The following is a 22,934-nucleotide window of genomic DNA, read 5'->3' as shown; positions in this document are numbered from 1 at the left end:
ACTCACAAGCGATTCATTTCGAAGAGTAAAATTGTTTTCGAGCCGATTGCGTATTAACCTGTGCGCTCACTCGTCAGCGTTTAGTCATCCGTTTTGATCGGCTTTTACATAGAAGTGAAAGCTTAAATTATTAACTAAACTTTGAATTTACTTGTATCCAGAATAATCAGAGTGCTGTGCATTTATGTTGCCTCAATCGAAACCCACAAAGCCAATAAAAACCAGGCCTAGATCACTTTTACTGAATTTAATTGGCTCTAGGGGCAACGTAAAAATGAATGCCGCTAATGCAGTTCGGGTGGGAGCGTTGTTTGGTATTTCTGAAAACAATATTCGCGTCACACTCACTAGGTTAGTGTCTAATCATTTACTAAAAATCGTCGAGCGAGGCGATTATCAGCTTGGTTTGAAAGGTCAGCAGTTAGCCGCACACGTCAACGCGTGGCGAGAAGCAGAATCCAGCTTATGTGATTGGCAAGGTGATTGGGTTGTAGCCACAACCAACGGTTTAGGAAAAACCAATCGCAGTGCTTTGCGAATACGCCAGCGAGCATTGCACATGATGGGCATGCAGCAGCTTATAAACGATCTGTATGTACGGCCAAGTAATTTTGCGCAAGGGCTTGATTCTGTGCGTTCGAGGTTACTGGATCTCGGATTAGAGCCCACTGCACCAGTATTTCGCGCCAGCGACTTTGCATCAGACTTGCAACAAAAAGCGAAAACCCTGTGGGATGCGAACGCCCTTGAAGCCGGCTATCGCCAAGGTTTGCAGAAGCTAGAGGATTCTTTGAATCGTCTGACCACACTAGCATTAGATGAGGCAGCTAAAGAGTCTTATTTAGTGGGTGACAACGCACTGCAGCAACTTGTATTTGATCCGCTGCTTCCTGCACCGCTTATTGATGTGACACTTCGTCAGCGATTTAGAAACAAAGTGCGTGAGTATGATGAAGTGGGTGAACGTATTTGGTTTCGGTTTTTGGGCCAGTAAACATTATTTACAGTAGCAAAGCTCATGAGATTGTACAGGCACAAACAAATTGTTCTAAATCAAATGGGAAGAGATATTTTTAGCTAAGCTCAATGGGTGCGTTCATCTCATAAGAGCATTTATGGGCTGTCAGTCTATTGTCCGGTCACGCTATTTACCGGTTACACCATTATTCGGTCACGCCACAATCCGGTCACGACGCTTCGCGAACATGATATTAAGCTTTGGCTCATAGTAAAAGGAAATCACATGACGACATTAATCAAGTTTATCCCTACCTTTATCCTTGCGTTGCCGATTTGCCTCAGTGCGTTCACTGTTAACGCAAGCACCGTTAACGCTGAGGCATCGGATCGAGAGAGTGGGGTAAAAGAAGCGCGTTTACTGATTAAAGAATTCAGTGAAACGCTCAAAAGCACGCTGTCTGCCGCCATTGAACAAGGCGGATTAATTAATGCGCTGGATGCGTGTCATATTGAAGCCCCTGCTATCTCATCTCGGCTTGCAGCGCAGTCAGGCTGGACGGTTCAACGTACCTCGTTAAAACCCCGCAATGTACTCAATAGTCCTGACAACTGGGAGTTAGCCAATCTACAACGCTTTGAGCAACGTAAAGAAGCGGGCGAGCCGGTAGACAATATCGATACTTTTTCAACGATACAGGAAAAAGGGAAAACGGTTTTTCGCTATATGAAAGCCATTCCAACCGGTGGGCTGTGTTTAAATTGTCATGGCAACAGCGTAGCGCCCAGTGTGAAAGAAAAAATTGATGCGTTGTACCCTTATGATGAAGCACTGGGTTTCACTGTGGGCGATATTCGCGGCGCATTCACGTTGAAAAAGGTGGAGTGAGATAGTCATGGACTACCTTTTTCGGCGCAATATCGATAGCTTTGATTTTTGAACCTTAGTTAATCATTACATGTGAATATTCATATGCGTGTAAGCTAATTTAAGGTGAAACTGAAAACGCCTAAATCTCACGATATTGTGAAGGTGAGTTTTTAATCTTCACACAGTTTAAAGCTCATTAGCGCTATGCATGACTTATCCATGAACGTAATGAGGCTACGTTAGATAATCGAGTGAAAATGATTAAGTAGGTGATTTAAATTCTGCGGCCCTCAGCTTTATTTGGCAAAGGGAAAAGATGAATAAATTGGGAATAAGTATTCACCAAATTATGCAGATTGAAATTACATAAGTAAGAAAGTAGCCAGTTATATAACTGGCTTGTATTCAGCCGCTCAGCGTAAATATGTTACTGATAATAAAGACGCTCGCTGATTAGGACGATAGTCTCCCTCAACAATCAGACTCTTAAAAATAATTTGCTACTAAAATAGAGCCATGAAAACGCTTATCTGAGGCTTATTTTTGTACTTCTGCAGCGACTTTATCACCGTAGCGAATAGATATTTTTTTCATGTTTTGTGTGTAATGTGTTCCAGACCATCCTTTAGGGATAAACAAGAACTCCCCCGGTCCAGCTTCCGTTACGTTGCCATCAGTATCAATGATTTTCATTCCGCCTTCGATAAAATACATGGTTTCGTCTATTGGGTAATCATCAAACTTTATGACAGCGGTTTTGGCAGATTTTACTGTCCAACTAAATGCACCGAAAGCGAGCTTTCCATCTGCTGTTCTAAATACTTGCTGCATCTGAGCTTGATTTCCATAGAACTCTTTTGTTGGAAGTCCTTCGAAGATATTCCCCGATAATTGATCTTCTGTCAGCACTTGTGCTCTAGGACTATCTGCAAGGCTGTGATGACTGAAAATGGCTAGTGTCGTAAACATAAGTAAAATGGTTTTTTTCATTAAATTATCCTTAAATTTTAATTTTTAATTCCGAAGAATTGTGTGGAAAAGATACTTTTGATTAATTTAGGCTAGAAAAGTAAGCGGCTAGGTTATTGATATCTTCATTTGAAAGTGGTTTAGCCATGCCTGACATCACCGGGTCGCTACGTTTACCGGTTTTAAAATCATGTAGTTGCTTGACGAGGTAGTCTTTATTTTGCCCAGCTAGGTGAGGCCATAAAGAGTTGGTGCTCACACCGCGTGCTCCGTGACATGCAGCGCAGGCTGCTGATTTAGCTTTGCCTTTTGTAATATCTGGACTTTTTTGTGCTGCGCTAGTAACACCTATTAATGCGTATAGTAAGGCTAAATTTAGTACAGAAAACTTAACTATTTTATTCATGAATCAGTCCTTAAAAGTGTCAAATTTATTGAGTTATTTTAATATGCTAAGTACGTATGGAACCGTTTATTAGGGTCGTACTTATTACGTAACATCGATATGTACTCCCACTTCTCTGAAGTGAAACTATTTTTAACTCGTTCAGGGAACTCATGATTAACTTCATTTATATAATGGCTATTAGCATAGGGCTGCATTAGTGCATTGAAACGAGCAAACCATTTTGTTGCTACAGGATCATCTGCTGCGTTTTTCCAATGCATAATTGCCGAAATTTTGTGTTTGCCTAAAGCTGAGTAGCTGGCATCTTTGAGTCGCTCATGATTAAAACTGTTGTAGGACAAATCTAAAATCAAAAAACCAGGGGTAGGTCGATCTTTAAACAGTTTTGCAATAGCGACGAATGCGTGGGCATTGTCGGTCGTGAAATTGTCTTGGTTTGAGCGGTCAGCGGGATTGGTGCTAAATTTCATCTTTTCAATCTGAACATGTACGTTTTCAGATTTATCAAACGCATCCCCTGCAAATGTACTTTTAGCATAAGGGACAAGTAATGCCTTAGCGGTTGCTGTAGGATCTTGTGCACTGTCAATGAAGGCTGTTACGCCTAATTTGACTATCATTTCTCCCGCAATACTAGGGTGATTGTGCACAGATATCCCCACTGAGACGCGCTCGTCTTGAGTGTGCTGTTTTGAGAATCTATCTAATGATTTAATTACTTTGGGTAATTGGTCAATCGGATATGAGTAAGTGTTTTTAAGTATGGCTTTAATGCTTGGAAATACCTGAAGCTTAAAGCGCGTGACTATGCCAAAAAAACCCGGACCAATTCCTCTAATCGCCCAATAAATGTCCTCATTTTGCTCTTTACTCGCGGTGATCTTCTTACCATCGGCTAAAATGACATCTGCACTTATTATGGAATAGCATGCAGGGCCTTTAGCCCAGTATCTGGTATTTGCACCTATCCCTCCGCCAAGAAGGTAACCCCCCAATGACACTGTTTGGCAGCTAGCAGTGGGGAAGTCTAATCCATGCTTTCTCAGTTCTTCATTTAAATGGATCATTTTAACGCTAGGCTGTACGTAAGCGAACTTATGTTGGGCATCTACTGTTAGTTCATTTAGAGCGGATATGTCTAATAACATTCCCCCATTACGTAATACAGAGGAAGAGGCATTATGACCACTTGTACGGCATACAACTTGTAAATCGTTTTTTTGAGCAAACTTCAGTGCTTGAGTAATTTCCTGCTCGGATTTAGCTTGGATAATGACGTCAGGATATCGATCTGGAGCGTTTGACTTCCATAACATGGAGCGCCGCCAATCATCATAATCTGGGTCATCACGGTATATTATTCTACTTTCAGAGTTAGCTAAGCCACGTGAATATGCTAATGGCGAAACGGCAAGGGAAGTCACGCCTAACGCTACTAGCTTTTTCAACAAATCACGACGGGATGGATTAACGTATATTGATTCAAATATGGGCATATTCTTCATTCATGTTATTAAAATCTATTCTCATAATTACTCTGGAAATCAGCCCGAGTAATGAACTTGAAGTAGCTACTTGGTAATTGCCTCAAAGCGTAAATATGGTGCTTACAACACTATTTAACTGAGCAATGAAAAAATAAATATATGTAAAGTTGACTCTAGTGTCAACTTTTTAGAGGGATAATTCCAAATACTTATCGGAGTAAATTTTTTCAAGGCAAAACCAATTACAGATATTACGTTTGTTCTAAATTATTCAGGCAATGCTCGATTTAATTGCATTACACACTCAGTAGAACGGTAAGGTGTAAGGGGTAATAAACATCTCGCTAGTCTTACATTAGTGATAAATAGGTATCTGTCTTGCGAAAGATTTGCTCTGGAGGAAGGGCACAAGCAAAGCGTTTAATACCCATTCCATTAAATAATTAGTCGCCCAAAGGGAATGCTTCAGCGAATTTAGCATTGCGTTTTTGTTATTTGAAAGTGAACAACCATTACTTTACAACGACGCCGTGCTCTAAACCCGCTAGACGTATTCTGAGTGGTCAATTGTTAAATGGATTTGGTATATATTTTTTGCTGTTCTAGCAGCATTGAGCGTTGGCTGAAAGTATCACTTTAGGTTTTCTAACTCGCGACAGGTATTCGGGGGCACGCTGAACTTTGTTGAATACAACCAAAGAACTGAAACCGATTTATTTTATTGTTATCTCTTCGATACGGCTTCGAAATCGAGGGGGGTTGCCATCATATCTCATCTCCGTTTTAGTCGATTTGAAAACATGACAACCCATTACTGATGTTTTTTATGAAGAAGAAGGTAATCTTGCCATACCTAATAGATATCTCTATCGTTTGCGATGATGACTTCGCCAGTAAAAGATGAGCGCACCTCATTTGCGATGTTCTCGGCATCATCTCCCATGAATAATATATGATAAAGAACTAACTTTTTGACGTTGGATTCTTGAGCTATTTTGCCCAGTTCAATACCTGAAGTATGGTTGTTGCTATGATAATTTTGCCAAAATTTGGATAAGCTCTTCTTTCCCTCATCTGAGTAAACTTCATGGATTAAAATATCTGCATTTTTACTGTATTTTATGCTGTTACCATCCGGAGCTTTATCACCTGAAACAACAATGACCCTGTCGGGTGTTGTAAACCTATACCCAAAGGCATCGGGCCACGAGCCATGTTTGACTGGAAAGGCTTCAACGGTGACGTTTTCGTCTTTATACACGACACCCTCTTTAACTGCGTGCGCATTGACTCGCCATCCTTGATTATTTGCAGGCTGCAAACCATAAAGGCGATATTTGATATCCTGGTCATAGGCTTTCAAAAGGTTTTTAGACATGTCTACAACTCCCTCAGGACCATAGATCTCTAAGGGAGACTTTCTTCCCATAGCCCAAGGGGTCAATACCAAATCTGCAAGCCCAGCGGTGTGATCTGAGTGCATGTGGGTTAAAAATGCACGATTCAGTTTAGTTATCTTTAGCCCGTCTATAGGTCCACCATATACTGGCGACATAGATGCGGCCCGACGAACAACCCCTGGGCCAAAATCCACGAGGTAAGGCGTATCATTGACCACAATTGCTACGCTAGGCCCTGAGCGTTGAGGGGATGGGTGTGGCGTCCCTGTACCTAACATAACGACTTTAGTTATATCTGATTTTTCTAATGTTGCTGCGACAATTTGTTGTGAACCTAATAAACCCAACAATAAGAATGAAATGGTCACGGCTATTTTTTTCATCTTTATCTCCCTTTAAAAGTTATAAAATTTATCTGAAGTGCTAATTCAAGAAGTTTTTTTCAGGTTCGATGCATACAAGTTTTGACGTGTAATGACCCATACCGGATAAATTGGTGCAAATTTGTTATCGAAATTCATGCGTAAGTAATGTGCAGCGAAGGCGATTTATTTACGACGGAACAGCGTTAATATAATTGTATATTTGCTTAAAACGTAAAGCTGCTTAAGTCAGTGTTCTAAAAGCCTTTCTAGGCTGTTATAAGCTAGCGATATGAATAAAGGTGGTTAACGATAACGAGCGAATTTGAATTTACTTTTTTCTGTCACTAGTGTCAACTTTTTGGTCCGATTAACTTTCAACCTGCAGCAGATGGGCATACAAGATAAGGGAGAAAGATACTTCGATGGTGTAATTTGGGTTTATTTAACTGCGCAGTAAATTTTTAATCTTACGTTACCACTAGGCTTGGCAGTATTAGATTACATATATCCATGCTGATAAGTTCTATATCTGACTCTTGAAATTTAGTGCGATTTTCAAAGTAAAGAGCCTGCTCTTTGTTAACCGAATACCAAGACGTCATCGACCAGATAGCAAACAATAGCCGTATAGGATTCGTGTCACGTATTAACCCTTTTTCGATCCAATGTTCGATGGCCGAAACGAGTGAGTCGATCTGCTCTTTGGCTTCTTTATTGTGACTAAAAAATGCGTTGGATTTATTCGTGATGTTATCTAATACCGCAATTTTAGAGAATTCAGGGCAATGAAATGCCAATCTCACTTGTTGATGTATATATTTTTGTAGTGTGTTGAAAGGGTCTGCGTCGAAGTTTATTACTGTGGTGGCATCAGCCCACTTTTCGGATATATATTGCAATGTTGATTGGTAAACTTCTTCTTTATCATTGAAATAGTAATGAACTTTAGGGCGCGTCATTCCTGCAGATTTTGCGATAGACTTCATGCTTGTCCCGTCATATCCCTTGTTACTGAACTCATTGGCTGCAGCTTTAATGATTTGCTCTATATTATCTCTGCGGATTTGCCCCTTTTTGTAAGTGTTATCGGTTGCCGATTTCATAATTACCTTTGCTCTTCATTAGACGTTGAATTATATACGCTTTAGTATAAATCTCATCAGTATCATTGACGTTCATAGCACTATTCGTAATTCACAGGATTAACTTATAAGTCAATACTCAAGTTTACATGAAAACGTCATCGTTTCGCATAATAGCCATTTAGCGTAGACACAGACCGCTGGCTTGTAAGCGCTTTGCGCATATGGAGGAATATATACGAATCGTCATGACAACTCTAATACCGTACGGAAAAAGTAAATACGGGTGGTCAAACTCTCGGGATCAGGCCTGATCTCAGAAAGTCATTACGACTTAGTTTTGAGGGAGCTGCGGAGTATTTCGCAACTTAGTTTTCAAGTTATTACCGCCATGGTCTCAAAAGTAGCGGCGTCAGGCATAAATAATCTGTCGCGTTCTGTAACTACTATCCTTGAATTTAAATCACAAGTATTTTTGAACGTAAAAAGTCTGAGCAGAAAATATCTTGACACTAGTGTTAGCTTTTTATATAACAAACCTGACTTTTGTGACAGGTTTTCATTGATTCTCATAGTAGCTGTAATCAATTGATAGTATATCTACATCATTTTTTTGAAACTTTTTTTGGGGATACCCCTAGCAAATAGTTTCAATAATTTAATACAAATCTTTTCAATGCAGTACACCATTAATAGAAGAAGAACGTGTATTCAAGTCACAAAATACCGTTGGAAGCTACTCTGATTTAGTCAACGTGTTCGAATAATATTTAAACCACTTTAAGCAACGATTAACCAAATTTATATAATAATTCAATAAGGGAAAGTCATGACACACACTCGAACATCATTCTTAGCGCAGTCAATAAACATGGTACTTTTCGCTAGTGCATTGGGGGCGTCAACACATCTCGTCGCCGCTGAAGAGGAGCAAGAAAGAAAAGGTATTGAAGTCATTAATATCACGGCCCAGAAGCGAGTCGAAAACTTACAGGAAGTTCCAATGTCAATGACCGCTTTCTCTGCAGAAGCGATCGAAAAAAATCAGTTAACCGATATAGGTGACATTGCTGCGGTAACGCCGAATTTTAGCTTTTCTACTACGGGAAGTGGTCGCCCAGAATTTACCATTCGCGGAATTGGTACATCAGGTGTCGTGCGAGCTGGTTTGGATAACGCGGTCAATACCTTTGTTGATGATGTATACATTTCGCGTTCGAGTTCTTCTATTTTTGAATTATTTGATTTGGAGTCAATCTCTGTTTTACGAGGCCCACAAGGCACGCTTTTTGGTAAAAATGTAGTTGGTGGAGCTATCAGCATTAACACCAAGAAGCCGACAGAAGACTTAGAAATGAAAATAAAGGGGGGAGTTGGTAGCGAGGGCCTAAGAACAGTACAAGCCTATATAAATGGCGGATTAACAGATGAGTTAGCCGGTAAGCTAACGGTTTCAACTAATCAACGCGATGGTCTTGGATATGATACTGCATCAGGACAAGAATTAGCTGACCGTGATTCTAAAAGTGTTCGGGGACAACTTTATTTTGATAATGGTGATTTCACGACATTATTTACCGCTGATTATTCTAGGGATAAAAACAACGGCCAAATTATCAGCGAGAGAGGGTTGGGTAGCCTAGCAGCGACCGATAATGACAGGTTTACTTCGTCCCATGGTATTCCCCAAAGCGTAGATTCGAAGATATATGGCTTTTCACTAAAAGCGGAAACGGAAATAGACAGCGGCCTAATCACGTCTGTCAGTGCTATTCGAAAAAACTCGCTGGCAACAGTTGAGTCATTTACTGCAGAGCAATTAAATGTCGACAATGGTAATCGCACTGGCACGCAAAAAATACCAGGCCTTGCAGACATATTTGATAACAGCGAAAGTTCCACTCAAATCACACAAGAGTTTCGCTTTACCTCTAACACCGATACAGATTTAGCTTGGGTGTCAGGAGTCTTTTTCATTAAAGAGGAAATTAATCGTATTGAGTGTGAAGAAGTTTATGTTAACGGCACACAACCCGTTTTCATAGGAGGCGGGGCAGCTGGCAAATCTCGTCCTTGTTGGGATAACACAAATGATACCACTGGTTTAGCTTTTTTCTGGGATGGTAGTTACGATCTAACAGATAGTGTAAAGATTCGAGTGGGTGCACGATATACGCAAGAAGAGAAAGAAAATTATATTGAGGCGACATATAACGAAACATTACTTGATCAATATGTCCCTGGTGCGGAGAACTTGCCTGACGCACAGTTAACCTTTCCTTTATCTGAGGCTTATACTGCTAAAGCCAATAAATCATTTAGTGGTTTCACGCCACGCTTCGTCATTGAATGGACCCCATCTGATGATTTATTGACATACTTTAACGTTTCTAAAGGATTCAAATCTGGCGGATTTGACGGAAAAGTAAACAGTAATAATCTAACTGCAGAAGGTATTGGCAAAGCAGAAAGGCCTTTTGATGAAGAGACCGCTATTAACTATGAACTCGGTCTTAAATCTCAATGGTTTGATGACAGGTTGAGAGTCAATACCGCATTATTTCAAAGTAATTTTGACGATATGCAACGCTTGATCATTGTTCCTGCAGGTGGTCTAGCAGTCGTGAATGCTGCCAGTGCGACCTCAAAGGGGCTGGAACTAGATGGGGTGGCGTTACTGACAGATGATTGGGAGTTGAATTTTGGATATGGTTTTTTAAGAGCAACTTTTGATGAATTCGTTATCAATGCTAATGACGATCGTAGCGGGCAAGTATTACCCAATGCTCCTAAACATAAGTTTAATTTAGGTTCTACCTATACTCATACCCTTGAAAATGATGGGACGGTTACTTTCTATGCGTCTTACGGTTTTACGGCTAGCCAGCATTTTAATCGCGCTCCCATCGCTAACTTAGAAACTCAAGGTGCGTACAACGTTTACAACGCCAATATTTCGTATACTACACCAGATGAAAATTGGAAATTTACTCTGTGGGGCAAGAACATTACTGATACGGAGTACAGTAATAAGTTGGGGCAATTTATTGAGAGTACTAAAGAAAACCCAGCAGACCCTGCTACATATGGTATTTCAGTGACATACAATTACTTTTAGGCATTATAATTTAGAAAATATCTTTATGGCATTGTATGTGCTAGTTGCAATGCCATAAACTGTAATTGATAAGCAACGTAAGGTCATGATTTTGTTTAAGTATATTTTTATCTCAGTGTTATTTTTCTTGGCAACTCAGGTGCAAGCTGATGTGCAAGATGCACAAGAAAAGAGCAAGCCAAATATCATCGTAATTATGACCGATGACCAAGGGCAATGGACCTTGGGAGCTTATGAAAAACATATGAAAACGCCGAACATTGATTATTTGGCCGATCAAGGCGTCTTGTTTAACAATGCAATGACACCCGCGCCAGTTTGTTCCGCGGCTAGAGCGAGTTTCCATACGGGAAAAATGCCCTCTCAACACGGAGTATATGATTTTTTATCTGAAGGAAACGGTTTTGATGACAAATGGTTGCAGGGAGAGACTTTCTTAGGTGAACGTATGCAACAAAGTGGTTATCGAACCGGGCTTTTTGGAAAATGGCATGTAAAGGAGCCGAGCCTCGAACCAGCAGGTGGTTTTGACCGATGGATAAGCCATGATGCGTTCAAGGCGGGTTGGAGAAATCAGTATCAGCATCGCGGTAAAGTTGCTTTTTCTAAAGATGGTGAAGCCTTCGAGCATACGGGAGTCCAAGCTAGATTTTTAACCGAAAAAGCGATTGAGTTTATTGACGAAAGTACAGACAAACCGTTTTTTATAAATATTAATTATGTGGAGCCACACTTCCCTTTTGAAGGACTACCAGAACGTTTAGTTAGTCAGTATCGTCCTGTGGCACGAAAACTACTGCGGGATGGGGGGAACTCGTCTTTAGCATTGGCAAGTAAAGATACCGCGGTGCCTAAAGATCATGAAGAAAAACTATCTCAGTATTTGGCGGCTATTAGCCTGATTGACGACCAAGTAGGACAAATCATGGATGCGTTAGAAGGCCGTGGGCTGCTTGACAATACGATCATCGCTTTTGTGTCGGATCATGGAATGCTGATGGGGCAATATGGTTTGTATGGAAAAACCAATGCATCGTTTCCGTATAATTTTTATGAAGAAACAGTCCGAATACCATTCATTATTTATGGACCGAAATCCCTTGTTCAAGGCAGACAATCCAGAGATGAATTCGTAGATTTACTTGATTTACACAATACCATTTTAGATTTCGCAGGCGACAAAACATTTACTGAACAGGACGGGCCTGGACGTACTATTCGACCTCTTTTGAATGCGGAACGTGTTCAAGATTGGAAACGTTACCAAATTGCAGAACGTGGCAATGGTCGAATGATTACCGATGGAAAATGGAAGTTAGTGCGTTACTACAAAAAGGATGGGCAGCCAATAGATTATTGGTACGACTTGACTCATCCAATGAAAGAGCGTTACCTCGCTGAGCCCCCACGCTCAGCAGTAAAAACGAAAATGGTTGCAGCTTTAGATGAGTTTTTCGCGATATACGAAACTCCAGAACACTCAGGTAAAGATATTTGGCACCAACCTCGGCCAAACTTCAATAGTGAAAAACTACTGAATAAACCTTTGTGGCAATAACCGATAAGAAGAATTTTAAGGATAGAAACTAAAGTAACTTAGGGCCCTTAGATAATGCTAACGGGTTATATGCCAGCAGAGTTGAGCCAGCAGAGTTGAGCCAGCATAGTCATCGAACGTCTTGGTCGTAAACGGAATGCTAGCCAGTTATTAAACTGGCTATGCTTTGAGATACATTATTGCAAAGCGGGAAATCCACTAATTACCGGTATTGTGTTACTCATATTATTTCTTTAGTTATATAACATACTTCGCCAGTGTCGATATCAACACAGTGTGCTTCGGTTAGGCTCATCTCAACCTCGTGTTGTTCAAGCTGGCTATGCTCAGCTGCTGTTCACCCGCCAGCTCTTAGGTTTCGTATGCTAGGGCGTATTGAACTGCAGAACTGTCAGGTTCTCGGTAAAGCATTTCTTGCTGGTGTTACTACATTTAATACCGTGCTTTGATTCTGAGTGTTTAAGCGGTGGATCAATCAGATGCCGCTTTTCCCTAAGTTTGAGAAATAGTCGTATCACGTACCTTTGAATCTAAGACTGCCAGAGTGGTGGGGGAAATACGTGTTAGACGTGTTTCCGCATTCGCTAATCCTTTATTTTCGTTGAGTTAATGAAGACGATCTTACTGCTTTGGAGTTGTAGCTCAGACCTGAGTAAACCATTCCCTTCATTATTCGCGTAGCGGTGACCGCGACGTTGTTGAATTTACAAAGCATGAATACTCAATGTTGCAAGATATCCTTAGTCCCTTGTTTTTTAAGCTTCAGTTTGGCCTTGTTCGAAAATAGATACTGCCTGCTTTTCTAAATAATTTGGTAATGTAGTGGGGGAGGGCTTATATCGAGTTGTCAGATACTCTAGATAACCGCATGATGATTTTATCTTGCGATTATCTAGGACTTTTTCGTGACTATATTATTAATATACGTCCAGATCGTTTGCTAAAACGACTTCGCCATTAAACGACGAACGCACTTCATCTACTATCTCACTGCCTTTTTCTCGCATAAAAAGAATGTGATAAAGAACTAACTTTTTAACATTTGCTTCTTGAGCAATTTTACCCAATTCTACGCCCGAAGTATGATTATTACTGTGGTAATTTTGCCAAAATAAGGGAAGTTTGCTTTTGCCTTCATCTGAATAAACTTCATGGATCAGAATATCTGCATTTTTACTGTACTTTACGCTATTGCCGTCAGGTGCTTTATCACCCGATATAACAATGATTCTGTCAGGTGTAGTGAATCTATAACCAAAAGCATCGGGCCAAGAACCATGTTTTACTGGAAATGCTTCCACGGTTACATTTTCATCTTTGTAGATTACGCCTTCTTTAACCGCATGAGCATTGATACGCCATCCATTGTTGTTCGCAGGTTGCAAACCATATAGTCGGTACTTTATGTCTTCGTCGTAAGCTTTTAATAAATATTTAGACATATCGACAATCCCCTCTGGGCCGTATACCTCCAAAGGCGTATCTCGCCCTTGTACCCATGGAGTGAGCATTAAATCAGGCAGCCCTGCGGTATGATCTGAATGCATGTGAGTTAAAAATGCCCTATTAAGTTTGGTAACCGCTAACCCTTTTAAGGGGCCTCCAAATTTAGGAGACATAGACGCGGCTCTGCGAACCACTCCGGGCCCAAAATCTACTAAATATGGTGTGTCGTTTACTATTATCGCTACACTCGGGCCTGATCGCTCTGGAGATGGGTGGGGCGTACCCGTTCCCAACATGACCACTTTGGTTATTTCTGATTCTGCCAGCTCGGCGGCATTTGCGGACTGCAAACTCAAAGAGCTTAATAGCAAAAGTAGTACTACAGTCATTTTCGATTTCATGTTAATCATCTCTAAGTCACTCACTTAAAAGGTTAAACCGAAAGACAAGCCAAAAGTTCGTGTGCTCGCACGCGTGACAACACATCTCACGTTATATCCTAGGGAGCCCGGAGAAATACCATCTGCATATATTTTGTTTCCGTCTGACGTGCCTAGGCTCGCACAGAAGTGCTCATCAGTTAGATTATTGCCGTAAAGAGACACTGCATATTGCAAGTCATCGCCAAAACTGTATTTCACATTCATGTTCACCAACGTAAATGCTTCTTGGGTGAGCAAGTCCTTGAGTTCACTGCTGCCGCGGGTAATTGAGCCTTTGGTCTCATCGTCCGTGTAATTCACATTTCCCATAAGCGTGAGTAGTGTTCCGTTCTGAAATTCGATTTCTTGTTTAGCGACCATCGAAAGTGAATATTTCGGGGTGTTCCCCAACTCGGTTCCTTCAATAAATAGCTCGTCTTCGCCAGCGTCAGTTATTTCAGAATCAATTAGTGCTAAACCAAAATCTAGAAAAAGGCCGTAGTCATTGGCGTATTTTACGTTGGCATCTAAACCTTTAATTTCAGATTTAGGAGCGTTTGCTAACGTAGGGATACCGCCGGCCGTCACAAACTGTTGTTTGTTAAAGTAGGTGTAGTAAAAAACAGCGGCATCGAGTTGGATGCTATTTTTTAGGAACGAACTCTTGTAACCAACCTCCCACGCTTTAAGTGATTCAGGTTCAAGCCGAGCATCTTCTAAGCCGGTCAATATATTGGCTGGCGGCACTAATGCATATGCTGTGCGAATATCAGCCGCGCCGCCTTTGAATCCCTTTGATAAACTGGCATAGAGCAATGCGTCTTCAGTGGCTTTCCAATCGAGCTTAACTGTGTATCCAATGTCTTCGTTTGATAGATTCTGACGAACTTGACGCCGTATATCATAACCATCTACATCAAGGTTAGGGTTTTCAACATTGTTTTGTGAGCGGACTAACTCATCGATATCGTTTGAAAATAAAGGTATTTTATTGTCAAAAGCTTGAGCGTTAGGTGATGAAGGTAAATAGTCTGCGACTATTTTTTCGTCTGACCAGCGAAGGCCAGAGGTGATGGTGATATCGTCGGTTAAGTCGTACTCGGCTTGAGTATAGATCCCCAAGTTTTCTTTGCTATGAGCCAGCTGTACATTTGGTATTATATTACCACCTCCGATCCCAGGGGAGCGAATTCCAGTAAATGACTCTGCATCCTGATCAAGATAGTAAATACCTGCTATCCATCTGAACGCATCTAAACCGTCAGAGACGAAGCGAAGCTCATGCTGATAAGTATCGCGGTCATCCTCTTGCGTTAAATGGGCACCTAAAGTTGCACTGCCATCGACATCTGTGGCCACTTTAAAATCTAAGTTATCAAATGAACTTATCAAACTGAGGGTGCCGATATCGAAATCGTAGTCAAAGGCGAGATAGTACCCTTTCGTTTTGATATCTTCTAACCCAAAGTTAGTGGATATGGTATCCCAACTGCCAGTTGATGGATCCGTCGGTTGTTCCCCTGTGGCACCACCGTCGCGCCCTACACAGTCGGTATTGCGCTCAAAATCTAGATTGCCACGGTTGAATTCGGCGCACACGTCACCTGAGCCATCTGGTGCTCTGCTACCTAACAATTCAGATGCAGTAGAGTTGTTCTCACTCTGCATCGTGTTTACGTTAAATAGTAGGCTTGCGTCATCAACTGGTGCCCAAAGCACGCCAAGGCGGACAGCTTTCATGTCATCGTCACCATAATCGCGACCATCGCTTAGTGATGTAAATGGGCCATCATTTTTGTTCGTCATCACGGCCAGCCGCGCAGCTACCGAATCGCTAATATCAAAACCAATTGCTGACTCAGTATTAATCAACGAGTCACTGCCGATCTTTACTTTAACGCTCCCATTTGTACCACCATCAATTTCAGGCTTGTTAGTAATATAGTTTATGGCCCCACCGGTCGTATTGAGACCAAACAAGGTGTTTTGTGGGCCTTTTAGAACTTCTACGCGCTGCATATCAAATAACGCCGCACGTGCTTGGAACCCACTTGTTAAGGTAATGCCATCATAATATTGGCCGACGGCAGGAGAGGCCGTAAGATGAAAATCACCGGTGCCGATACCGCGTAAAAAATAATTTCTATTTGAACCACCCTGTGCTGATGAGGTTAACCCTGGTGTCACAGCCACTAAATCACTGGCATCGGTAATGCCTAACGCTTCCATCGTTGCGCCAGTAAAAGCAGTTATGGCAACCGGCACATCTTGCAATGGTTCACTGCGCTTTTGTGCAGTAACAACAATTTTCTCTACTTCCGCCAAACCTGTAATAGGTAAGGCCAGCATAATTGCTGCGGATAATGTGGTTTTAATAAATTTTTTATGGTGCTTCATGTTGCCGCCTTCTATCTAATTTTATTTGTGATTGGCTTTGGGCGAAAATTTGTAAAACACTTCATATTGCCCAAATGTTACATTGCTACACTGTGTTAACAACAAGTGTGCCAGAGGTTTTTTCAGCCAATAATAAAAGCCCAAACTATTGTTTATTATAGGTATTTTCTTCGATTTGCACTTTATTTCAGACAAGGGAGTAGTCTTATGCATAACTTTTTATTAACAAAATTGAGGTGGCAAATAGCTTAGAAACTTCACTTGTAACAATTTTGTGAAGTTCAAGGTGCGTGAAGACGTTCGAGATGTAATGGCTTGAGGCGGAAGGCGCTATTGACTCAGTCTCCGTATAAGGAATTGAAAGTCGGTAAGCGTTAGGTTTGTTGACTACGTTCTTTATTTGTAAAGGGGCATTGCTTATCAACCGACGTGAACATCTCTACTTATTACGTTATAGAGCGGTTGGTTACGAATGTGATTTGATATCAGAGAGCTTGAGCCATTGGCCTTTAATAGGGTAACAATCATTATTTGACATTATTAAGAAGATTGAAAAAGCACAGGTCAGGCACGTTGTCCTGTGCTTTAGGTGGTAGGGGATTATTAGAAGCCTTGGCGAGCTCCTGTGACTGCGGGCCCAGAATAATGTACATGGACGATTTTCCATCCATCTTGTTCCCTTTTATATACCTGTGTTTCCCTTCCCTCAGTCGTAATTTTGTGACCATCTTTAGCGAACACAGCATTAAAATCCCAGTAAAATTCTGCCCAAGCAGTATTTTCATCAAGCATGTTGATAGAGATATTTTTTAAGGTTAATTCACGCGTCGAAAAATTTGCCATTGCGCCAAGATAAAAGTTATTTTTTATTTGTTTCCAGCCTTTTTGATGACCCCGAGGCTGTATGAAAGACAGCCCCTCTTTCTGGCTCCAAATTGACTGGGCCAAATCCATGTCCAACGTATCTACTGACTTTGCATACTTGTTCAACAAGCTTTTTATTTCAGCATCGTTTGCAAGGGTCGCACTAGAAATTAATAGTAACGGGACAGCGATAAGCGCTTTTAGGTTCTTTTTCATAATTGCTCCATTTTTGTAGTGCCACGTTAACTTGTGGCGGCTAAGGTTAATTTAAACCAAATTTTAAAATTGAACGTTGATGCTCTTGTAGTGCAAGTGTGACAAGTTACTCAGCACTAATTCGAAGCACAGGCTTAACGACTTCACCTGTTTCAGTTGCTTTGATCGCTTCATTAATGTCATTAAACTCAAAGTAACCAATGAGTTTCTCAAATGGGAAGACCCCTTCAACATGGTAATTAATGAGCTCTTCTATAAAGCCATTCAAGTCGCTATCGCCCCCTAAAATACCTTTTACTGTGCGCCCCAGAGACATGAATTCCAATTCGTTAAATTCAAGGGTTTCTTCGGGTCCAGATGCGCCAACAATCCCCAGGATCCCATTAAATGAAAGTAAACTAAAAGCATCTTGAATAATGGACTTGAAGCCAGTGGTATCAAAGCCATAAGCTATGCCATCAGGGCACAGCGCTTTAATTTTCTCTATGGCATTTTCTTTGCCATTAAAGGCATGTGTGGCGCCAAGTTCCTTGGCGAGAGCGAGTCTCTCTTCATTGATATCAACTGCTACGATCGGATTGGCGCCTGCAATCTTGGCCGCCATGATAGCTGCCATACCCACGGTACCTATTCCAAAAATAGCAATGGGCATATTGGCTCTGACATTCAAGCTGCGCAGCACTGCGCCTGCACCTGTCATCAGGCCACATCCTATTGGTGCTAAACGCTCTAACGGAATGTTGTTAGCAGATTCAGGCACTTTAATCACATTTCTTTGGTTTGCAATGGCGTGGGTGGCAAAGCTAGATTGCCCAAAGAAACTAGCATGAATAGGCTGATCATTCTTAAACATGGTATGAGTACCGTCTACTCGAGCGCCTGCCCAGTTATACGGGAAAAATTGATAGCAGTATGTGGGAGATTTTACTGAGCAACTTGGACACTCGCCGCAACTATTAAAGCTCATCACTATACGGTCTCCTGGCTTAGCGACGGTGACCTCGCTGCCTATTTCCTCAACAATACCGGCACCTTCATGGCCTAATACTCCAGGCAGTGGAACAGGCAGGTGACCATCACGTACAGCAAGGTCTGTATGGCAGATCCCACTTGCCACCATTCTGATTTTCAATTCATTGGGTTGCAATGCATCAAGTACAACATCTTCGATAACGAAAGGATGTTCATTCCCACTGCAAATGGCAGCGCGAGCTTTTGTAGACATACTTATTCTCCTGATTCAGCATTTTATACTGTTGATGGTCATATTTACTTCAGACGCATATTCTGCGGCTACAAAATTTCTTTGGCATAGGCTCGCGATTAATGCCTACGAGGGTCTTTACTATGTTCTTTAAAGCGCCCTTGTCACCAATATTCACTTATGCATTAAGCTTTACTCGATATTACTTTTGTTGACCATTAGTTAACAAAAGAGAGTGGATAGCGCATATTCACCCATTTCATAAAGAGTGAAGAATCGTCTGTAGTCATATCGTTGCTTTACTCAGTACTTAGCAGCGCCTATGCCAAGTTTAAATTATGGCGAGGTTACTCTTGTTTCTTAATTTAAGTGTCTGATTATAAAGAGTTATATTTAGTGTTTTGTTTTCAGCTATAAACTCCGAGAAATCAGCATTAGTATGCTGTTAACAAATTTGTAATGATAATCTCGATAAAATATTCCATTGCAGGTTTTTGGTTAACAAATTTGTCAATTTGAGGATTTTAGTGTGGACACAACAGATAAAAGTGCCCTAGGCAATAGTGAAGATGAAGCTATTTTGCAGCCGTTCAATCTTATAAATGAAAAGGATAAAGTACTTCCTGAGTTTCAGGATTTAAGTGACAGGCTGCGTTTTATTCCCGAGGAAGGCCGAGTGGTGTTGGGCGATAATCGCTTGTTAATCGCCAATTTGGCTTTTTTCTCAGTCATGCGTCAAGAGCACCTGAATAGTTTTGGTGTTGAAAAATCACGAGGAATTTTGACGAGAATGGGTTACTCAGCAGGTTATCAAGACGCTGAAGAAGTCGCGACTCACTTTCGCTCTCAAGGAAATGCCTACGAAGTTTTGACCGCTGGCCCCACCTTGCATGCACTTATGGGGTGGGCGTTAGTCGAGCCAATAGAATTAGAAATAGATGTAGCAAATGGGCACTACTATGCAGAATTCATGTGGAAAGGCTCTGCTGAGGTCGCGCTACACCTTAAAAATAATGATATAAGTTTAGATCCCGTATGTTGGATGCAAATTGGTTATGCCTCAGGATATGCTAGCCGTTTTATGGGTAAGCGGATTCTTTACAAAGAAGTTATGTGCAGCGGCATGGGAGATAGTAAGTGTAAGATTATTGGCCGCCCAGTTGAAAAGTGGGATGTGCCTACTCCCGATATTTATTATATGTATCCAGAGGACCTAAAAAGTACTGTCGATCTTCGACCCACGCATCATATTCCGCTCGCTGATACTCCCAAAGCAGATAACGTAACATCGTATGCTGGGCTAATTGGGGCTTCTCCCGCATTTATTAATACGCTGAATCTGTTAAAGCGCGTTACAAAAACAAACGCTACCGTATTGTTTCTAGGAGAAACCGGTGTTGGCAAGGAGCGCTTTGCTCGCGCATTGCACGCGACCAGTAAGCGAGCAGACGGCCCGTTCATTGCGGTCAATTGCGCTGCTATACCGGTAGAACTTATTGAGGCTGAGTTATTTGGTGTTGTGAAGGGCGCTTTTAGTGGTGCAACAAATTCTAGGTTAGGACGTTTCGAGCGAGCGGACGGTGGGACCATTTTTCTCGACGAAGTAGGGACACTGGATCTCGCTTCTCAAGCCAAATTACTCAGAGTGCTTCAGGAGCGTGAGTTTGAACGGGTCGGTGACGAGCATGTTAGAAAGGTCGATATCCGCGTGATTGCGGCAACTAATGCAGACTTGAAAATAGATGTTAGAGAAGGTCGTTTTCGAGACGACCTTTGGTACCGCTTAAATGTATTTCCGATTGAAATCCCACCTCTTAGAGACCGAAGGGAAGATGTTCCTTTGCTTTTAGAATACTTCTTAAACACCTTCAATACGTTGCATGAGCGTTCGGTCAAAGGTTATACGGAGCGCGCACTTGATGCATTAATCTATTACCAATACCCAGGCAATATTCGGGAGTTAGAGAACATGGTTGAGCGCGCAATTATTTTGGCTGAAAATGATTCCGCACTCGATATCCCAATGCTATTCACTGCAGAGAAACGTTCAAACATATCCTTACCTTTAAGCATGACCAAACACGGACACTTGCGGGCGTCAAAGTTAGAAGAACAAAATGATGGCCAAATTGAACAGCTTTATGAATCTGTTTTGTCGCAAGGAAAAACTATGTCTGAAGTAGAATCAGCTATTGTTTTGATGGCAGTAGAACAAGCCGAAGGTAATCTCGCTGAAGCAGCAAGAAAATTAGGGATGACTAGGCGCCAAATTGAATATAAATACAGCAAACTAAAATTGTAGTTATCCTCACCATGACCTTCCCTTAACTCTGCAAACACTTTTTACTGACTTCACTATGTGTCTCGTTTGGGCTTGAATCACCCTTATAGTGATATGGCCTAATCTGGCTGTAATAGTCAACAATATAATCCGTTATGTGCTGATTAACCTCTGTAAAATTCCGGTAGCCCGTCTTTGCAGTTGTGAAGGATATTATTCGTAATATTGAAACTCAATGTTCGTTGACCGAGTCCGCCACTTGTCTGAGTTTGTCGAGGAATAGCTGCGCTGCAGGCGAGGGCTCTGTTCGTCTGCGCATAGTGATCCCTATTGGACGATAAGTTTCCCCAATATCCACTGGTAGCACGTCAAGTAATTCATGATTTCTATCATAGTAAATTTGATGTTTAGACAGCAGGGTCACGCGGTCACTGCCCATTAACAAGCCCCTAACCATGGATAACGAGCTTGTATGGATTGAATGAGTAGGAATAGGGAGCCCGTGCGCTTTCATTAATTCAAGAAAAAGCCTACCTGAAGGTGTGTGTAATTCAGGCAATACCCAGCCATAATCAGACAAATCCCCTAAAGACAAATTTTCGCGACCCATCAATGGATGATTTGAGCGAGCAATAACTGACAATTTATCCTCGAGCAGAATTTCGGTGTTCAAGTCGCTGTCTTTTTCGGATGGACGAATTGCCCCAATGATGAAGTCGATGTCCCCATTTCGTAAGGAAACTTCCAGTAAATTATATGGACCTTCGCGAGTGGAAACGTCCAAGTTATGATGCTCATCTAATAATAAATTAATTGCCTGAGGAGTGAGATATGTGCGGGTGTAGGGCAAAGTACCTATTTTAACTGAGCCACTGGTAACGCCATCTAAATTAGCCAAATCTTCTAATGCGTAACGTATCTCGGAAAATGCCAGTTTTAGGTGTTGCGCTAACACGTTGCAATACGGTGTGGGAACGACACCTTGAGGTTCACTTTCGAATAAGAAGATACCCAGCCACACTTCAAGCTGCCTTACAGAGCTGTATATTGCCGCTTTAGTGACGTTCAACTGGTCAGCGGCACTGTGAACGTTTTTACAGTGATATAAAGAAATGAATGCGGCCAAGCGTTTATAACTTACATCCATGGAAAATATGGGGTTGTTCTCAGAGTTCATGTGCAATTTGGAGTAGCTTGCAAAGCTCTGACTTGCTTTCTGGAATTCATCTATGGCACGTTGCGTGCGCGTTGCAAATGCTTCTCCGTAGGCGTTAGCAATCATACCGGTAGCTACGCGGTCGAATAAGCTGACATTCAATGACTTCTCCAAATCGGTAATCGATTTGGTGATAGCGGTTTGAGAACGATTCAGTTCATTTGCTGCTTTTGTCACACTTTTTAATTTATACACACTCATAAAGAAACGCAGCTGACGCAAGCTGAGCTCTGGTATGCCATTGGGATCAAGATTTATCATTTAGGCTTTCACTTCAAAATTTTTAACAACATATTTAATTGTCCTTGTAAACACAACGGCAATCTTAGATTGATAGTTTCACATAGTATAAATAACTTTTTTGTTTCACTTATCAAATGCTTTTATCGTTAAGTGAAACGAATTGTTACTTTTCGGCTTAACATCAGCAGGCGTGGCGGCGATATGCGGATTGTTAACGACTTCGTTAGATAGCGTCCGCTCTATTTCTTTCCATTTCAACGAACACAAAATACTCACCAGAAGCCTCACTCTGTCTCTTAACAAATAAGATTCAATTTTTTCACATGCGTTATCAACCAATTCACATTGGTTGTCGATGGGGGGGCCCAATACACTTTGCTTAACTGATAAAAGCGCTTTAAGTTTTAAAACGTCAATTACGCTACCTGC

At 41.4% G+C, this 22,934-nt stretch carries 15 protein-coding genes; 5 read left to right on the top strand and 10 right to left on the bottom strand.

Translation table 11 applies throughout. From position 1 onward, the window contains the following. Positions 1-274 precede the first annotated feature (274 nt). Positions 275-994: a PaaX family transcriptional regulator C-terminal domain-containing protein gene (locus tag AC0L6N_RS17940; RefSeq protein ID WP_473476516.1), complete on the top strand. Its 720-nt coding sequence runs from the start codon at positions 275-277 to the stop codon at positions 992-994. 249 nt (positions 995-1,243) lie between these two features. After that, entirely contained in the window at positions 1,244-1,846 is a 603-nt protein-coding gene (locus AC0L6N_RS17935; RefSeq protein WP_473476513.1) for a Tll0287-like domain-containing protein, read from the top strand. Between the two features lie 519 nt (positions 1,847-2,365). On the opposite strand, the gene AC0L6N_RS17930 is transcribed toward AC0L6N_RS17935, so the two are convergent. The 5 genes from AC0L6N_RS17930 to AC0L6N_RS17910 all read right to left on the bottom strand — a co-directional run bounded on the left by AC0L6N_RS17930 (position 2,366) and on the right by AC0L6N_RS17910 (position 7,561). Continuing rightward, entirely contained in the window at positions 2,366-2,818 is a 453-nt protein-coding gene (locus AC0L6N_RS17930) for a cupin domain-containing protein (protein ID WP_011576616.1), read from the bottom strand. A gap of 61 nt (positions 2,819-2,879) precedes the next feature. Beyond that, a complete protein-coding gene (locus AC0L6N_RS17925; RefSeq protein ID WP_473476511.1) occupies positions 2,880-3,203 on the bottom strand; it encodes a c-type cytochrome in 324 nt (107 codons plus the stop codon). A gap of 38 nt (positions 3,204-3,241) precedes the next feature. Continuing rightward, a complete protein-coding gene (locus AC0L6N_RS17920; RefSeq protein ID WP_473476508.1) occupies positions 3,242-4,702 on the bottom strand; it encodes an FAD-binding oxidoreductase in 1,461 nt (486 codons plus the stop codon). Between the two features lie 844 nt (positions 4,703-5,546). Beyond that, positions 5,547-6,476 (bottom strand): MBL fold metallo-hydrolase, encoded by a 930-nt coding sequence (locus tag AC0L6N_RS17915; protein ID WP_011576613.1) that lies wholly within the window; start codon positions 6,474-6,476, stop codon positions 5,547-5,549. A gap of 449 nt (positions 6,477-6,925) precedes the next feature. After that, positions 6,926-7,561 (bottom strand): TetR/AcrR family transcriptional regulator, encoded by a 636-nt coding sequence (locus tag AC0L6N_RS17910; RefSeq protein WP_473476506.1) that lies wholly within the window; start codon positions 7,559-7,561, stop codon positions 6,926-6,928. Positions 7,562-8,369: 808 nt separating this feature from the next. Here AC0L6N_RS17910 and AC0L6N_RS17905 point away from each other — a divergent pair. Together AC0L6N_RS17905 and AC0L6N_RS17900 are read left to right on the top strand one after the other, a co-directional pair. Continuing rightward, the gene (locus AC0L6N_RS17905) at positions 8,370-10,658 is read left to right on the top strand and encodes a TonB-dependent receptor (protein ID WP_011576611.1); all 2,289 of its coding nucleotides are present in this window, start codon (positions 8,370-8,372) and stop codon (positions 10,656-10,658) included. A gap of 85 nt (positions 10,659-10,743) precedes the next feature. Beyond that, positions 10,744-12,216 carry a sulfatase family protein gene (locus AC0L6N_RS17900; RefSeq protein ID WP_473476504.1) on the top strand — a complete coding sequence of 491 codons (1,473 nt, stop codon included), beginning with the start codon at positions 10,744-10,746 and terminating at the stop codon, positions 12,214-12,216. A 917-nt stretch (positions 12,217-13,133) separates the two neighbouring features. Here AC0L6N_RS17900 and AC0L6N_RS17895 read toward each other — a convergent pair. The 4 genes from AC0L6N_RS17895 to AC0L6N_RS17880 all read right to left on the bottom strand — a co-directional run bounded on the left by AC0L6N_RS17895 (position 13,134) and on the right by AC0L6N_RS17880 (position 18,786). Next, entirely contained in the window at positions 13,134-14,051 is a 918-nt protein-coding gene (locus AC0L6N_RS17895) for an MBL fold metallo-hydrolase (RefSeq protein ID WP_232283263.1), read from the bottom strand. Between the two features lie 36 nt (positions 14,052-14,087). Further along, positions 14,088-16,481, bottom strand: a complete 2,394-nt coding sequence (locus AC0L6N_RS17890) for a TonB-dependent receptor (RefSeq protein WP_473476502.1) — start codon at positions 16,479-16,481, stop codon at positions 14,088-14,090. A 603-nt stretch (positions 16,482-17,084) separates the two neighbouring features. Continuing rightward, entirely contained in the window at positions 17,085-17,561 is a 477-nt protein-coding gene (locus tag AC0L6N_RS17885) for a YybH family protein (RefSeq protein ID WP_011576607.1), read from the bottom strand. 106 nt (positions 17,562-17,667) lie between these two features. Beyond that, positions 17,668-18,786 (bottom strand): NAD(P)-dependent alcohol dehydrogenase, encoded by a 1,119-nt coding sequence (locus tag AC0L6N_RS17880; RefSeq protein ID WP_473476499.1) that lies wholly within the window; start codon positions 18,784-18,786, stop codon positions 17,668-17,670. A 508-nt stretch (positions 18,787-19,294) separates the two neighbouring features. Here AC0L6N_RS17880 and AC0L6N_RS17875 point away from each other — a divergent pair. Continuing rightward, on the top strand, positions 19,295-21,067 hold the full coding sequence (locus AC0L6N_RS17875; protein ID WP_473476497.1) for a sigma 54-interacting transcriptional regulator: 1,773 nt from the start codon (positions 19,295-19,297) through the stop codon (positions 21,065-21,067). A 211-nt stretch (positions 21,068-21,278) separates the two neighbouring features. Here AC0L6N_RS17875 and AC0L6N_RS17870 read toward each other — a convergent pair whose 3' ends face one another. Further along, positions 21,279-22,523, bottom strand: a complete 1,245-nt coding sequence (locus tag AC0L6N_RS17870) for a LysR family transcriptional regulator (RefSeq protein WP_011576604.1) — start codon at positions 22,521-22,523, stop codon at positions 21,279-21,281. Between the last annotated feature and the right edge of the window lie 411 nt (positions 22,524-22,934).

This window comes from Paraglaciecola sp. G1-13, assembly GCF_055809255.1.
This window is presented reverse-complemented; position numbering and strand designations above follow the sequence as displayed.